This is a genomic window from Selenomonas dianae, assembly GCF_030644225.1.
Lineage (GTDB): Bacteria > Bacillota > Negativicutes > Selenomonadales > Selenomonadaceae > Centipeda > Centipeda dianae.
In genome coordinates this window covers 350,885-364,777 of sequence record NZ_CP128650.1, presented here as the reverse complement: position 1 = coordinate 364,777, position 13,893 = coordinate 350,885, and the positions used below count along the sequence as shown (strand labels likewise).

Below are 13,893 nucleotides of genomic sequence, written 5' to 3'. Positions count from 1 at the left end.
TTCGTCACCGTTCGGGATTTCTTATGCGGTCATACCATCAGGAATGCAGCAAGTTCATATATTTCTCTCGCTCCATTGCAGGAATCTGAAGGGCATCCATCGCCTGTGAAGCAGAGAGATTCATATTCTCCATGAGGTTTTTGATGTTTTGCAATGATGCCTGCATAACACCTTGCTGGATCCCCTGCTTGAGGCCTTGCTCGATCCCTTGCTTGAGGCCTTGCTCGATCCCTTGCTTTAATCCTTCTCTTCGCCATGCGCGCATACCGCTGATGTAGTCACGCATCGCCTTTTCGCGCTGCTCATACTGCCAGCGTTCAATCTCATCCTGCATAAAGACGTGTTCCGCCTTCATCGCTTCCTGAATCGCCGCCTCGCTCATCGCCAACTCCTCCGTTTCCGTTTCATTCAGCTTGTTTGAAAAGTATGCAAGCCACCGCTCAAGCCGTTTCATCTCTCGGACAGACTTCACCTCAAAGTTCGGGATCTCAAGGAAATGGATCTCAATGTCATCCGTCAGACGATGCCCGCTTGGAAGGTCATAAAGCCCGTACATCGTATGTGCCTGTTTCTGCGGGAGCAGGGAGAAATTCAGCAGATTGATCGTAATCGCGCGGTTCAGCTCCTCATATTCCTCGCCCCGATGGAGCGACTGATACATCTTCGCCCAATAATAGAGCGTGCGCTTCTCCATATTCCGCAGATTCACGAGCTGAACCTCGACATTGATACGCGTGCCGTCATCCGCAACACAGAGCAAATCAAGCCGTGACAGCTTATCCTCATCGAACTGCGGGTCAAGGTCGCGGTCAACAAAGGTAATATCCCGCAGCTCAGATGCGCCTTCAAGCCCTAGAACAGCATTGAGAAAACTGATGGTGATACGCTTGCGCTCTTCGCGCCCAAAGATAAATTTGAACAGGTAATCATTCAGTGGATTACACTCACATCGCTTCATTGTTCTCCCTCCTTTCTTACATTATACGATGAATCCATGAAAAAATGAAGGACTCACTGCTTCACTTGTTCCAACTTCCCCGCCGTCATTGTATAGCAGGTATCGGCGTAGTTTCGCGCGTCGCTCTCGTGCGTGACGAGGAGGACGGCAGCGCCCGCGTCTGCCGTTTCACGCAGGAGACGGAGGACGCTCTGCGTATTCTCCTCGTCGAGGTCGCCTGTCGGCTCGTCCGCGAGCAAAATCGCGGGCTTCATCACGAGTGCCCGCGCGATGGTCGCGCGGCGCAGCTCCCCGCCCGAGAGTTCCGCCGGCACGACCGACGCGAGTTTGCGGATGTCGAGCCGTTCCATCAGTTCGTCGGCACGTGCGGCAACATTTTCCTGCGTCCCCGTGAGCAGCGCGGGCAGCAGGATATTCTCGCGCACCGAGAGGGCGGCGAGCGACATCAGACGCTGCGGCACGATGCCGATGTGACGGCTGCGCAGACGGGTACGTGTATCCTCATCGAGCGCATAGAGATCCGTTTCATCGAGGAGGACACGCCCTGTCACGGGTTTCATCAACCCGCCGAGGATGTGCAGGAGCGTACTCTTGCCGCTGCCCGAGCGTCCCGTCACCGCCGTCAGCGTCCCCGCCGCGAGCGTGAGATTCGTCTCTGCGACCGCCACAAAGTAGCCGTCCTTTGCACTGTAGCGCAAAAAGTCCTGACTGATTTTCTCCGCACGAAGTTCCATCATCCATCCTCCCGCAGCATCTCACTGATCGGCGTACGCGTCACGCGTCCCACGGTCCACGCTGCCGAGAGCATCCCCGACAGGATTGCCGCCATGAACGTGTTTACGGCAAGCAGCGCAATCGTTCCGACATCCGGCAGGAGATAGGGACGCATCAGACCTTCCTTCATAAGACCTGCAAACGGAAGCAGAACAATCGCACCGACGGCGATCCCCATTGCCCCGCCTGCTGCCGAGGTAACAGCCGCCTCCGTCAGCATCATCCGCAGCAGGAAGGAACGCGTCGCCCCTGCGATGCGCAGGATCAGGAACTCGTACCGCCGTTCCCGCGCGGACAGATGAAATCCGATGCCGAGGACAATCACGGCAATCGCCCAAACAAATACGGTCAAAGTGCCGATGATTTCAAGGATGCCGCCGAGCCCCGCCTCCACATGATGCACCATCCCATGCGCGGGCTTTGCCGAGAGCGCGGGATAACTCTCATTGATTGCCGCCGCCACGCCCTCGGGCGTGAACCCCTCCGCCGTCCGAATCATCACGGCAGAGATGGCATTCTCCGTCGGAATCCCTTGAAAGTAATCGAAATCCAGTGATGCGGCATTTGCCATCATCGCACGCATCGTTTCCATATTCGTATAGACGGCGGTATCCATCCCCGTGCCCGTAGGACTCAGCCGCCCGACGACGCGGCAGGGCGTGTTGTAAAATGTCAGCACGGCATCCGCAGGAACGGAGATGCCGCTGCCAACAAGAATATCACCAAAGTCCATCGGCGCGGCATGAATCTCCTGCATCCACGGGCGGATGGTGAAATCCGTCGCAGGATCGAAGCCGATGAGCTGCACCGCCACCGAGCAGCAACCCGCGTGTGCCGAGGCGAGGAAGAACTGCGGAGCCGCCTGCGCGACCCCTGTCATGCCACGCAACTCAGTAAGATAGCGCTCCTCCATATAGAAATGCGCAGGCACCCCCTGCACAAGCACGCCCTCAAATGCCTGTGCCTCAGCAGCATCCTTCGGCAGCACCACCACATCCGCGCCAAGCCGCTGCTGAAAGCGCATGAGCCCTCCCTGAAGTCCGAGCAGCATCTCGGAACCGCCGAAGATCACGAGTGCAAGGAGCGCTGCGAGCGCAGCCAGCACTGCAACACGCGCCGCATTCCTGCGGCAGGTACGCATGGCAAGTGAATATGCAAATCTCATTCATTCGCCCCCTTTCGATAGACATAGATATCCGCGAACGCAACCATGAGATTCAGCAGAGAGATCGCCGTCACCGCCGGCTGCATCACCGTATGGCAGCGCATTGTCTCCATCATGCAGAGGTCGATGAGATGCCCCGGCAGGAGGAGCGCATACACGGAGAGCGGGAGCACCGCAAGCGCCAGACCGAGCTTGACGTGTGCACGCGGGATCACGAGATGTACGAGGGCGATCACCACCAGCACAGCGGCAGCCCCCGTGAGCGCCTCCCCTGCCCAGTGGCAGGTCATCCATGAGCCGTCGGGACGCGGCTCGCACGGCGTAAAGACATTCTGTATCCCGACGAAAAATACGAGATTCAGCACAACGAGCAAAATATCGGTAATGCCAAATCTGCGTTTTCCATGATTCATAACAACAGCTCCTTTGTATGTAACTCATTTCAAAATATAGTAACAAAATTGGGAATAACTTTCAATAAAAATATCATGCACAAGAAAAAAGAGCTGCAGTACATACCACAGCTCTGAACTTACAAATGGCAGGGGTAGCTGGACTCGAACCAACGCATGCGGGATTCAGAATCCCGTGCCTTACCAACTTGGCGATACCCCTGTGTCGCTCTCAGCAACAAGGGAGATTATAGCGGATATGCAGACGCTTGTCAAGGAAAATTTTTAGAGATCGTCGTCCTCTTCTTCCTCCATCGTCGAGGCATGGAAGAGCTGTGTGCCGTTCCTGCCCGCCTCCGCCGCCTGCTCCATGAGCGCGAGAATGTTGTACTCCCCGCCAATGAGCTGTGCGCTGACCATCTCGATGAGCATCGGCAGATTCACGCCCGTGACGATGCCGTACTTCTCGTTATTCGCCGCGAGTCGGCACGCCGCATTGTACGGGCTGCCGCCGAAGAGGTCGTTGAGGAAGAGCACGCCGTCCGCGCAGTCGAGCGTCTCAATCGCCGCCTCATACTTCTTCACCACGTCGTCGGGGCCTTCGCCCGGCACGAGCGTCACCGCACGCACATTCGTCTGTGCGCCGCAGATCATCTCGCAGGACTTTACAATCTCCTCGGCAAAGATCCCATGCGTTCCAACAATGATACCAAACATCTGTGTACCCCTTTCATTCCACCATATGAATCTTCTTGAGGAAGTGATAGATGCCGTCAGCATCGTTCGCCTCCGTCACACTGCCCGCAATGTCCTTGATTTCATCAGGAGCATTGCCCATCGCAACGCTGTGCCCGACATAGCGCAGCATCGGAATGTCGTTGTAGTTGTCGCCGAAGGCAAGAGCCTCCGAACGGTCAATACCGTAATGAGCGAGCAGGATCTCGATCCCCGTCGCCTTGGACACGGTGCGCTCGATGATTTCGAGCAGATGCGGTGCCGAGCGCACAATGGAGAGTGTCGGCAGCACCTCGGAAAGCTCCTGCTCCATACGTACAATCAGTTCGGGTGTCCCCATGGCAAAGAGCTTGTTCGGCAGAATGTCCGCCGCGATGAGCCGTTGAAAATTCTCCACCACGGAGTGTACGCCCGTGATGCCCTCCTCGCGCTGCACGTCAGCATCATCCCGCGTGCGCACATACCACGTATGCCCTGCATAGTAGCTCATGGATGCCGCAGAATACGACTGTGCGATGAGGTTCAGCACGGTATCCGTATGCGCACGGCTCATGCGCTCGTCGTGGATCTCCATCCCCTCGGGCGTAATGACAAGCGCACCGTTGTAGCAGACTTTTGCAGCGTCTGTGCCGATCTGCGCAATGATCGGTGTGATCGCCTCGGGCATACGCGCCGAGACGAGCGCAAACGGGATGCCCCGCGCCACCACCTGTCGGATCGCCGCCGCCGTGCGCGGCAGGACGCGGTGATCGGATGTGAGCAGAGTGCCGTCGATGTCGGATAAAATGATTTTGTAGTCCATACTTTCTCCCCATAGATCACTGCTGCAAGATCGCGTTGATCTCCTTTTGCAGACGGTTCAGCGCATTGTGAAACGGCGGCGGCTCCTCGATGAGCGCCGCAATGGCACGATCGGCATACAGCATCGCCGCCCCGTACCGCTCAAAACGATACGGCGTTACCGCCGTCTGCATCGCATCGCCCACATCCCCCGCCGTCATCGCGCTCTCTCCCGAGTCCCAGAGAAATATCTCCTGTGCTGCACGCGAGCGGATCACATCACGGCGTGCGGGCAGCGCGTGCGCCTTTTCAAGCACCATCGCCTGAATCTCGGGGTCGCTGCTCAGGATTTTCATAAACGCCCACGCAAGTTCCCGCCGCTCGGTGCGCGCGCTCATCCCCACGAGCAGACTGTCCATCGTCGAGATGTTCCCGCCCGAAAATCCCGCCGGCAGCGGAATGCAGTCCCACTCGAACGAACCGAACTTCTTCACGCGCCACGGATATGGCTTGTAGGTGCGGTACTCGGCAAAGGTGAACGGGCGGAACGCAACGCGCCCCATGTCAAAGTCGCGTGCCGTAACGGTATAGCCCGCATATGTCCCCTCAAGTTCCTTGATAAAGTGCAGCGCCTCCTCCATGCGTGGATCGGCAAAGTACGAGGATTTCCCGTCCTCCCGAAAGAGCCGCACCCCATTCGCGGTCGCCGCCTGCTGCCATGTGTAGTCGTACGAGCCAAACTGATCGGGCGCTCCGTCGCCGTCCGTATCCTTCGTGAGCCGCCGGGAGAGCGCAAGGAAGTCCGCCCATGTCCAGTCAAGCGGCGGTATGGCGATCCCCTCGCGCGCGAGCAGTGTCTTGTTCACGAACATGAGCGTAATCATGTTCTCCATGGGCAGTGCATAGAGATGTCCCGCATACTGTCCGTTTTGAAATGCCGCCTGATCGTAGAGTTCGTCGGAGAACGCGGCATCCCCCTCCATCAGAGAAGAAAGCTCCATCAGCGCCCCCTTCTCGGCATAAAGCGTAAAGTCCTCCGTCGGCAGGAGAAACACATCGGGCGCATCGCCGCGCAGAAACGCGCCCGCAAGCCACTCCGCATAGTCCTCGCGCTGGATGCCGCTCACATAGGTTACGCGGACGCCCGGATGCGCCTCCTCAAACACTGCAATGGCGCGGTCAATGATCGCATACGGCTCTCCCTGCGGAACGCCCCAGTTGCTGCCCGCAAAGATGCCGACGGTGAGAACGGGGCTGCTGCGCCGCACGAGCCACGCGATGAAGAGGAGGGCAATGAGGAGGATGAGGAGGGCAAATTTATTTGGTCTCTTTACGCTCATCCCATTTCATCCCTCCCTCTCATCTGTGAAAGTCCGATCTGCACCGCCCAGAGGGCAAGCTGCGTACGGTCGCGCAGATTCAGCTTCGAAAGGGCTGTGCTGAGACTGTTGCGCACCGTACCCTCCGAGAGGGAAAGCTCCCCCGCGATCTCCTTGTTCGAGAGGCCGCGCCCGACGCGCTGGGCGATGCTGCGCTCCGTGTGCGTCAGTTCGCGCACGCCCTGCAGATCCGCCTCGGCAACGTATGCGCCCTGCGCCATGCGGCTGAACAGTTTCACCACCTTGTTCGTCACATCGGCATTGAGGATGTTGCCGCCCGCGGCGACGATGCGGATGGCATCTGCGAGCTCCTGCACACTGCCGCCCTTGAGGAGATAACCGCTCGCCCCGTATTTGAGCGCGGAGTAGACATAGTCGTCGTCGTCAAAGGTCGTGAGGATGATGATGCCGACATGGGGATAGCGCTGCTTGACCGCCTTCGTCGCAAGTACGCCGTCGAGCTCGGGCATACGGATGTCCATGAGGAGGATGTCGACGGGGGTGTCTGCGAGGAGTTCCAGAGCCTCGCGCCCATTGCCCGCCATCGCTGTGACCGTCATATCCTCGTTCATCTCAAGCACGATCTTGAGACTCTCGCGTATGAGTTCCTGATCGTCGGCAATCATGACGTTAATCATGCGCACCTCCCCCGCTGAGCGGTATCGTGACCTCGACGATGAAGCCGTTCGCGCTGCGGTACTCCACCGTGCCGTGCAGGAGGTAAAGGCGTTCCTGCATATGGCGCAGCCCGAAGCCCGGCCTCACCTCAAGGCAGCCCGTACCATCGTCGGCGATGCGGATACCGAGCGTTCCGCCGCGCTCCCCGATCGTGATGCGGACATGCTTTGCCCCGCCGTGCCGATGGGCATTCGTCAGCGACTCCTGCAGCACGCGGTAGATGACATCCTCCTGATCCTCGCGCAGGTTCGAAGGCCACTGCTGCACATCGAGCACGACCTCCATGCCTGAGGCTTCGGCATAGTCGCGTGTCATGCCCGCAATCGCCTCCTGAAAGGGCAGCTTTTCCATTGCGTCGGGACGCAGCTTCTTCATCGAGCGGCGCACGTCGGTCATGCCCTTCTGTGCCGTGTCGCGGATGCGTGTGAGCTGCTGCCGCGTGAACGCCGGTGCCGTCTCAAGCGTCACCATACACGCGTCCAGTCCCGCCGTGATACCCGTGAGCGCGTGCCCGAGCGTATCGTGGATCTCACGCGCGAGGCGGTTGCGCTCGCGTGTCTCCGCCATATGCCCCACATGGATGGCATAGGCTCTCAGCCGCTGATTTGCCTCCTCAAGCCGCTCGTTCAAAAGACGGATGCGCTCGCGTTCCTCATTTTTCTCCTTGATGAGGAGGACGAGGTAGGAGACGAAGAGGATCGTATTCAGCGAGGCACAGGCACTCCGAAGCGCAAGCAGGATGCTCTGCGCGGAACTGTTGTAGTAGGAAAGATATGCCTCAAAGGGGATGACGCGCGTCTGGTAGAGTGCGAGGTTGACGTTCGCGATGAGATAGAGCACGACCATCGACCCGATCAGGAGATAGGCACGGTGATGCCCCTCGTATCGCTGCATCATGTCCGCAACCACGAGCAGCACCATGCCGTCATAGGCAAAGTTCACACTCCGCATCAGCACCATGCACGCGGCGATCTCGCAGGTGAGCAGCAGATAGAGCCGTACGCGCACCTTGGACGAATGAAGCCGATAGAACCAGCCGAAGAGCGCAAGCAGGAGAAAGGAAATGGCGGTCACGATGCCGCTCTCAAGAGACGAGCGCGGCAAAGTGTCCACCTGTTTCAGAAAGGCGTACGCCCCCATCGACATATGGATCTTGTACTGGGTTAAGGAGAGAAAAGCTGTCAGCAGCAGAACGATGAGGGCGTTGTAGGCGTAGAGCAGCCAATGCACCTCCTCGAACGCACGCCCGTGCGCCAAAAATCCCGTGCGCAGCACTCAGTCCCACCCCCCGCCGTCATTTTCATCCACGTTCCCGACCGTCAGCAGGCGGGTCGGCAGTGCGATGTCCTCCGCCGCCTCGCCCGCGAGGATGCGGTACGCCTCCTCCGCCGCCATGCGCCCGATGCGGCGAGGCGACTGAACGGCGGTCGCCGTCATCCATCCCGCACGGATGAGGTCGCGGCTCTCGGGTACGCCGTCCACCCCGTAGACCATCGTGTCCGTCGGAGCGCGACCCGCGCTCTGGAGGGCGGCGATTGCGCCGAGGGCGGCAGGGTCGTTCAATGCCATAACGACGTCGATCTCGGGATGCGCGGCGAGCATGTCCGCCATAACGGGCATCGCGATCTCAAGCTGTCCGCTGCACTCCGCCTCCGCAACGACCTGAAACGAAGGGTGCGCCGCAATCGCCGTGCGGAAGCCCTCGATCCGCTGCGCCGCCGAGCGCGCCTCGGAGTGCTTGAGGAGCGCAATGCGTCCGCCGTCCGCGTGGGTGATCAGATGCGCGGCACACTGTGCGCCCGCACGCTCGTTTTCCGATACGACAGTCGCGGCGACATAGCCCTCCTCCGCGATGTTCGTATCAATGGCGATAACGATGACGCGCGCCGCACGCGCCTCCGCGAGAACCGTATCCATGCGCGTACCGCCGACAGGATTGATGAAGAGGACGCGCACGCCGTCCGCGATAAGTCCTCGGATCTCCTCGATCTGACGGTCTGCGTTAAGGGCCGGGTTGCGCGAGATGAGCACGTCGCCGTGGTTCTCGACGACGGTGCGGATCTCCTCGTCGATGATCTCATAGAACGGGTTGTTCATCGTCATGTAGACGGCACCAAACTTCTGCCGTGTTTCATTCCGGCGCACGGAGCAGTCCATGCGCGCGAACTGCGCACAGGCGATGCCCGCAAGGAGGACGAGCAGAAGGAATCCCCATCGCCACGACAAATGTTTCTGCATCGTACGCCCCTCCCTCATCCCATTATATACCAAAAGGGACTGCCGCACGAAACATTTTTTGTTTCGCAGAGCAGTCCCCTCCATAAAATATTTAGGCGAGCAGACCGATCGCGTAGCCGATGATGCCGATTGCGAAGAGCCCAAGGATGATGAGCAGCGGGTTGACCCCCTTACGCAGGAGATACATACACGCAAACGTCATGAGGAGCGGAACAATGCTCGGCATGAGGCTGTCGAGGATGCTCTGCACCGTCGTGACGACGATCTCGCCCTGCGGGTTCACATACTCCGAGAGGACCAGCGGCATATTGACCGTCGTCCACTTCGCGACGAGCGCCCCCATGACGAGGAGTCCGAGCACGGACGATCCTTCCGTGAGGTAGCGCATCTTGTTGCCGCCGATGTTATCGACCAGCTCCGTCCCCTTTTCATAGCCGTATTTAACGCCGTACCAATGCGTGAGGAGGCGCAGCGCGTTGAACGCAAGGAAGAAGATAATGGGGCCGATGATGCTGCCCGTGAGTGCTATGCCCGCGCCGAGCGCGGCAAGCACTGGGCGCAGCGTTCCCCAGAAGATCGGGTCGCCGACGCCGGCGAGCGGTCCGATCAGACCGACCTTTACACCCGAGAGGGTCTGCGGGCTGATGTCCGCACCGTTGGCACGCTTTTCCTCCATCGCGGCAATGATGCCCATGATCGATGCCGCCACGAACGGCTGCGTGTTGAAGAACTCAAGGTGACGCTTGAGCGCCGCCTTCAGTTCGTCGCCCTGATAGAGCTTCTTGAGTGCCGGTATCAGCGCGACGCAGAAGCCCATCGCCTGCATACGCTCGAAGTTGAACGATCCGAGCAGGAAGTTGGAACGAACGAAGATCCAGAAGAGATCCTTCTTGTTTAATGTCTTTTCCATGATCCTGCCTCCCTACATCAGATCCGAATCGTCGACATCGTCCACGGGATTGCCCGAGCCGGCACCCGCACCCGCTGCAGCGACCTGCGACTCGCGCTCAATTCCCTTGATATGGAAGTATGCACAGAGGAGACCGACCGCACCGAATCCGATCAGGTTGAAGTCCGTGAATACGGCGAGCAGGAATCCGAGGAAGAAGTACGGCATGAGCGACTTTGCATTCATCATGTTGATGACCATTGCATAGCCGACGACGACGATGAAGCCGCCCGCGACCTGAAGTCCGCGCGTCACGACCTCGGGGATTGAGCTGAGCATGGCGCTGACCGTGTCCGTACCCGCGATGAGTGCGACGAGCGCAGCGGGAACAGCGACGCGGATCGCCTGCAGGAGGAGACCTGCAACATGGCACATCTCGATGCCGAACATATTGCCATTCTCAGCAAATTTGTCCGCGAGATGCTGGAAGAAAACGGTGATCGTACGCACAAAGATCGTGAGCACCTGCCCTGCTGCCGCCAGAGGAACGGCAAGGGCGATGCCTGCGGCGATGTCCTGATGTCCGACGATGACGAGGATGGTCGCCACCACCGAGGCGAGCGCCGCATCCGGAGCCATCGCCGCGCCGACGTTCATCCAGCCGAGCGCCATGAGCTCAAGCGTGCCGCCGAGGATGATGCCCGTTGTGATGTCGCCGAGTACAAGCCCGACCAACGTACAGGCGATCAGCGGACGATGAAACTGCGCCTCATCGAGCACGCTCGCCATGCCCGTAATCGCCGCAACGACGATGAGCATTACAAACTGTACGGTATCCATAAATCCAACCTCCCATTCCATGAACAACCCGTATCAGATTTTCCCCCAAAGACCGTTATGCGAGCCCCTTTGCCTTGAGCGCCGCCATCACGTCGCCCTTCGGCTCGTTCCACAGCTTGCGGATCTCCACCTCGATCCCCATATCGAGGAGTTCCTTGATCGCCTTGACATCTTCCTCGTTGACCGCGACCGCCTGCGAGATCATCGTATCGCCGTCCTTGAAGCACTTGCCGCCGAGGTTGACGGACTTGAACGGGATGCCGCCCTTCACCGCACGCACCACATCGGTCGGATTCGTGAACAGGAACAGCGTCTTGAACGAATCGTACTTCGGATCCTTGTACGCAGCGACAGCCTTGTCCACGGGAATGACGTATGCCTTGATCCCGGGAGGCGCAACCTGGATGAGCAGCTTCTTGCGCATCTCGTCCTTTGCGACATCATCGTTGACGCACATGATGCGGTTGCAGCCCGTCATCTTCGTCCAGACCGTCGCGACCTGTCCGTGAATCAGGCGGTCGTCAATACGGCAAAATGCGATCTCCATGATAAATCCCCCTTTATGCAGAAAACGAATGATTATTTTCAGTTATATTGTAATCAATGTGATAAATATTGTCATCTGAGGTCTGTCACATCTTTTCAGGTTTTTTTCATGACAAATGTCACGAAGTCATTCTTTTCTGCTCCTTTTCAAAATTTATGATATAATAAAGATGAAATGCCTGTGCAACGGAGGGAGGATGCCATGCAGCTCACAGAACGAATCAACGCCCATCTGCGCGACCTCAGCGACGCGGATCGGTGCATCTGGCGGTACATCGAGGGCAACCGTGCAGCGGCGTGCCGCGCGTCCATCCACGAACTCGCGCGTGCGTGCGCCGTGTCGAGTGCATCCGTCGTGCGATTCGCACAAAAGCTCGGCTTTGACGGCTTCGGTGAGATGAAAGCGGTCATGCGCATGGAGAAGACGGCATATCCCGTGCCCGCAAAAGATATTCGAACCTCGCTCGGCAGCTTCTATGATCAGACATGGCGCGAACTCATGCGGCGCGACTACACGCGTGCGAGCCGCCTCATCCGCGAGGCGCACCGCGTCTTTGCCTATGCCTCCGGCTATGTCCAGACGAATGTCATGCAGGAGATGAAGCGGCTCTTCGTCTACGACAACATCTTCATCTATGAGATCGCAGGGCGCGAGGAGTTCTACTCCGTCTATCAGACGGCGGGCAAGGACGATCTCTTCATCTTCATCTCCCTCTCGGGCGAATCCGAGCGCGTCGTAGAGTTCGCCGACCGCCTCAACCTCAAGGGCGTACCCATCCTCTCCATCACCGAGATGCGGCACAACGCGCTCGCCGCCCGCTCCACAGAGAATCTCTACGTCATGCCCGCAGAGTTTGCCCTGCCCGAAAACGAGGCACGTCTCCAGTTCAAATCCATGCTCGCATACTTTTTACTGCTCGAAATATGGTATGTGCACTATCGGCTCTTTGTGCAGGAAAGTGAAGCATAACGGTGATTTCTCCCTCGACGGCTTTCTTTATGAAAGGAGAGTCCAAATGGCAATAAAAGATACCGATTACATAAACAATTTAATCAGAGAGCTGCTTTCATTGCCAAAAGAAACCGAATGGGTTGAATTTAAGCATAACAATTTCACCCCACAAATGATAGGAGAATACATCTCTGCTCTTGGGAACTCTGCAGCTTTATTAAGCAGACCCAAAGCATATATGCTTTGGGGAATAGATGACGAAACGCATAAAATTCTAGGCACTACATTTAATTACAGGAGTTGTAAAAAAGGGGCAGAAGAGCTTGAATCATGGCTAACGCATATGATTACTCCTCGCGTAAATTTCCGATTTTACGAAACTGAAATAAACGGAATGAAATTAACGTTGCTTGAAATTCCATCGGCAGAAAAACAACCGATTAAATTTCAGCACGAGGAGTATATAAGGATTGGCAGTAATAAGAAAAAGTTAAAGGACTATCCAAATAAGGAAAGGGATTTGTGGCGAGCTTTTGACAGTACACCTTATGAACTTAGAACTACAAAAGAGAAAATCTCATTTGAAGACGTTCTTTTGTTGCTTGACACATCGGGATATTATGAAAAAACTGGGGCTGCACTGCCAACAAATGAAAATAAGATAGCAGATGATTTTATCCATGAGAAATTTATCCAGAAAGATGATGCCGGAAGTTATGCAATTACTAATATGGGGGCATTACTGATTTCTAAAAATCTCAATGATTTTGAAGGACTGTCCCATAAACGCGTAAGAGTGATTTGGTATGAGGATAACAGCAGACTTGATACTATCAGAGAAAAAGTATTTAGTGGCGGTTATGCCGTAGAGTACAATAAAATTGTGGATTATATATTAACAATTATTCCGCAAAAAGAAATCATAGAGGGTTCTATAAGAAAAACCAATTTAGGGTATCCGGAAATAGCCATTCGTGAACTGCTTGCCAATATTATGATCCATCAAGCAATCGACCAAACAGGAACAAATCCGATGGTAGAGTTATTCAAGGATAGAATAGAATTTTCAAATGCAGGTTCTCCGCTGGTTTCAATAGAGCGCATCGTAGATACCGTTCCGATTTCAAGAAACGAAAACCTTGCAGGATTTATGCACAAATGCGGTATTTGCGAAGAGCGCGGAAGCGGATATGATAAGGTCATAAACGCCACAAGCCAAAATTCAATGTTAGCGCCTAAAATTGAAAATCAGAGCGATAAATTCACAAAAGTAACACTGTACTCAAAAGTTCCATTCAATCTGATCAGTAAAGAGGATCGGATCCGAACATGTTATATGCAAACATGTTTTCTTTATGTGAAAGGGGAGGCGATTAGCAATAATGCTGTCAGAAACTTGTTTGATATTAGCGATAAAGACAAATATAAAGCATCCAGGATCATCAAAGATACTTTAGAGGCTAAACTAATTAAACCGGTGGATGAAAATACTGCTCCGAGATACATGAAATACATCCCATTCTGGGCTTGATTTAAGGAAGCACTGATAAATTTAGTGATTCCTTAA

15 protein-coding genes and 1 tRNA gene are annotated in these 13,893 nt (G+C 56.2%); 2 read left to right on the top strand and 14 right to left on the bottom strand.

What is annotated here, in order from left to right; all coding sequences use genetic code 11:
• Positions 1-37: 37 nt before the first annotated feature.
• The 14 genes from QU667_RS01825 to QU667_RS01760 all read right to left on the bottom strand — a co-directional run bounded on the left by QU667_RS01825 (position 38) and on the right by QU667_RS01760 (position 11,375).
• Complete coding sequence (locus QU667_RS01825; RefSeq protein ID WP_304987646.1) at positions 38-958, bottom strand: Rpn family recombination-promoting nuclease/putative transposase; 921 nt, start codon at positions 956-958, stop codon at positions 38-40.
• Between the two features lie 53 nt (positions 959-1,011).
• Entirely contained in the window at positions 1,012-1,695 is a 684-nt protein-coding gene (locus QU667_RS01820; RefSeq protein WP_304987645.1) for an ABC transporter ATP-binding protein, read from the bottom strand.
• Complete coding sequence (locus tag QU667_RS01815; protein WP_304987644.1) at positions 1,692-2,897, bottom strand: ABC transporter permease; 1,206 nt, start codon at positions 2,895-2,897, stop codon at positions 1,692-1,694. Before QU667_RS01815 ends, QU667_RS01820 begins: the two co-directional genes overlap by 4 nt.
• Positions 2,894-3,310, bottom strand: coding sequence for a DUF4418 family protein (locus tag QU667_RS01810; RefSeq protein ID WP_304987643.1), 417 nt, complete (start codon positions 3,308-3,310; stop codon positions 2,894-2,896). The genes QU667_RS01815 and QU667_RS01810 overlap by 4 nt, the downstream gene beginning before the upstream one ends.
• Before the next feature lie 126 nt (positions 3,311-3,436).
• A tRNA-Gln gene (locus QU667_RS01805) sits at positions 3,437-3,512 on the bottom strand.
• Between the two features lie 62 nt (positions 3,513-3,574).
• The gene (locus QU667_RS01800; protein ID WP_304987642.1) at positions 3,575-4,006 is read right to left on the bottom strand and encodes a PTS sugar transporter subunit IIA; all 432 of its coding nucleotides are present in this window, start codon (positions 4,004-4,006) and stop codon (positions 3,575-3,577) included.
• Between the two features lie 13 nt (positions 4,007-4,019).
• Positions 4,020-4,826: a Cof-type HAD-IIB family hydrolase gene (locus QU667_RS01795; RefSeq protein WP_304987641.1), complete on the bottom strand. Its 807-nt coding sequence runs from the start codon at positions 4,824-4,826 to the stop codon at positions 4,020-4,022.
• Between the two features lie 16 nt (positions 4,827-4,842).
• Positions 4,843-6,144, bottom strand: a complete 1,302-nt coding sequence (locus QU667_RS01790; protein WP_304987640.1) for an ABC transporter substrate-binding protein — start codon at positions 6,142-6,144, stop codon at positions 4,843-4,845.
• Positions 6,141-6,821, bottom strand: coding sequence for a response regulator transcription factor (locus QU667_RS01785; protein ID WP_304987639.1), 681 nt, complete (start codon positions 6,819-6,821; stop codon positions 6,141-6,143). Before QU667_RS01785 ends, QU667_RS01790 begins: the two co-directional genes overlap by 4 nt.
• Complete coding sequence (locus QU667_RS01780; protein ID WP_304987638.1) at positions 6,814-8,136, bottom strand: sensor histidine kinase; 1,323 nt, start codon at positions 8,134-8,136, stop codon at positions 6,814-6,816. The genes QU667_RS01785 and QU667_RS01780 overlap by 8 nt, the downstream gene beginning before the upstream one ends.
• Positions 8,137-9,099, bottom strand: coding sequence for a sugar ABC transporter substrate-binding protein (locus QU667_RS01775; RefSeq protein WP_304987637.1), 963 nt, complete (start codon positions 9,097-9,099; stop codon positions 8,137-8,139).
• A 91-nt stretch (positions 9,100-9,190) separates the two neighbouring features.
• Complete coding sequence (locus tag QU667_RS01770; protein ID WP_304987636.1) at positions 9,191-10,009, bottom strand: PTS system mannose/fructose/sorbose family transporter subunit IID; 819 nt, start codon at positions 10,007-10,009, stop codon at positions 9,191-9,193.
• Between the two features lie 12 nt (positions 10,010-10,021).
• Positions 10,022-10,828 carry a PTS mannose/fructose/sorbose transporter subunit IIC gene (locus QU667_RS01765; protein ID WP_304987635.1) on the bottom strand — a complete coding sequence of 269 codons (807 nt, stop codon included), beginning with the start codon at positions 10,826-10,828 and terminating at the stop codon, positions 10,022-10,024.
• A 55-nt stretch (positions 10,829-10,883) separates the two neighbouring features.
• Positions 10,884-11,375 carry a PTS sugar transporter subunit IIB gene (locus QU667_RS01760; RefSeq protein WP_304987634.1) on the bottom strand — a complete coding sequence of 164 codons (492 nt, stop codon included), beginning with the start codon at positions 11,373-11,375 and terminating at the stop codon, positions 10,884-10,886.
• A 201-nt stretch (positions 11,376-11,576) separates the two neighbouring features.
• On the opposite strand from QU667_RS01760, the gene QU667_RS01755 reads away from it, so the two are divergent.
• Positions 11,577-12,344, top strand: a complete 768-nt coding sequence (locus QU667_RS01755; RefSeq protein ID WP_304987633.1) for a MurR/RpiR family transcriptional regulator — start codon at positions 11,577-11,579, stop codon at positions 12,342-12,344.
• Positions 12,345-12,390: 46 nt separating this feature from the next.
• Positions 12,391-13,857: an ATP-binding protein gene (locus QU667_RS01750; RefSeq protein WP_304987632.1), complete on the top strand. Its 1,467-nt coding sequence runs from the start codon at positions 12,391-12,393 to the stop codon at positions 13,855-13,857.
• Positions 13,858-13,893: the final 36 nt, after the last annotated feature.